Annotated in this window: 1 protein-coding gene; it reads right to left on the bottom strand. The window is 68.1% G+C overall.

The window, feature by feature from the left end:
• Positions 1-1,577: condensation domain-containing protein (locus FNQ90_RS22030; protein ID WP_323380118.1), on the bottom strand; the 1,577-nt coding region annotated here is incomplete at its 3' end.
• Between the last annotated feature and the right edge of the window lie 170 nt (positions 1,578-1,747).

Genomic DNA, 1,747 nt, shown 5'->3' with positions numbered 1-1,747 from the left:
GACGAAACCGACACACCCCCCAACCGCACACACTCACCCACCGACAACACCCCCACATCCCGCACCACCTCATCCACATCACCCGCCAACGCGGAGACGGTTTCCGACAGTCGCTCGGCGATGAGTTCCGCGGTGGTGGCCTCGAACAGGTCGGTGTTGAAGATCAGATGGCCGGTGATCCGCCCGTCGCGTTCTTCCGCCTGGATGACGAGGTCGTAGGGAACAGTGCGGATCGGTATCGGAGCCGGGCGGACCCGGAGGCCGGGCAGGTCGTACCGGGGGGGAGTTCCGTTGATCGCGAGCAGGACCTGGAACAGCGGGGTACGGCTGTGATCGCGTGGTGGCCGCAGTTCCCGGATCAGTTCCTCGAGCGGGACACGCTGGTGCGTGCGGATCCGTTCGACGACGTCCCGAACGTGGTGCAGTGCGTCTTTGAGGGTGCCCTCGGGCGAAAGACGGACCCGCAGTGGCAGGGTGTCGACGACATAGCCCACCACCTCCGCTGTACCGGGGTGCTCCCGGCCCGCCGAGGGGGTACCGATGGTGACGTCGTACTGGCCGGTGAGCTTCGCGAGAACGATGACCAGCGCGGTCGCCAGTACGGTGAACGCGGTGGTGTCGGCACCCCGGGCCGCAGCGGCCAGGGCGTCGTCCGACAGGGTCAGGGGAACGGTGTCCCCTCGGTAGGTCTGTCGCGCGGGCCGTGGATGGTCGGTGGGCAGGTCGAGTGAGGGGGCTCCGGCCATGTGGGAGCGCCAGAAATCGAGTTCGCTCGATGCCGTCTCCCGCTGTAGGTGGGCGATCTCCGCGTATTGGACGCCGGCGGGCGGTGGGGGCGCCACGGCCGGGGTACTGCTCGCGGTCGCGTAGTGCTCGGCGAGTTCTCGCAGCAGGAGATCGAGGGACCAACCATCGGCGATCACGTGGTGCAGGACCATCACGAAGACGTGGTGGTCGGTGGCAGCGCGAATCAGCGTGACGTGCCACAGCGGCCCGGCGGTGAGGTCGAAGGCCCGCCGCGTCTCCGATTCGATCACCGATTCCCAGTCGGGGGTCGCGACCCGGCTCAGGGGTACCAGGGCGTCGGCCGAGACCAACTGGCGGATCTCTCCGCTCACCTCGTCCAAGCGGGTGCGCAGAACCTCGTGCCGGTGGGTGAGACGCAGTAGCGCGGTCCGCAGCGCCTCCACGTCCAGAGCGCCCTCGATGTGGACGGCGCCCCTGATGTGGTAGGTGAGGTTGGCCTCCTCCTCCAAACGGCACAGCACCCACAACCGTTCCTGACCCACGGAGGCAGGGAGCACCAGTGTGCCGTCCGCTTCCGGAAGGCGGTCGATCATCGGGATCCCCACCGGCCGCTCCCCCTCGGTGGGGAGGTGTTGGGCGAGGTCGGCGAGGACGGGATGCTCGAAGACCAGCCGGAGCGGCACCCGGATGTCCAGGGCCCGACCCAGACGGTGGGTGAGGCGGGTGGCGAGGAGGGAATGACCACCGAGAGCGAAGAAATCATCCCCGGCACCGACACCGGTAACCCCCAACAACTCCTCCCAGATCTCCGCCAGCAACCGCTCCGCCACGGTCTCCGGAGCCCGGAAGGACACCCCACCGGCACCCGCCCCCGGAGCCGGCAAAGCAGCCCGATCCACCTTCCCATTCGGCAACAACGGCAATTCCGAAACAACCACGAACGCCGCCGGAACCATGTACCCCGGAAGCCACCCACGCACAAACCCCGCCAACACCGCCC

Origin of the sequence: Streptomyces alkaliphilus, assembly GCF_014141535.1 — a bacterium.
Lineage (GTDB): Bacteria > Actinomycetota > Actinomycetes > Streptomycetales > Streptomycetaceae > Streptomyces > Streptomyces alkaliphilus.
Note: the sequence above shows the minus strand (reverse complement) of the source record. Positions and strands in the feature narration are given on the sequence as shown.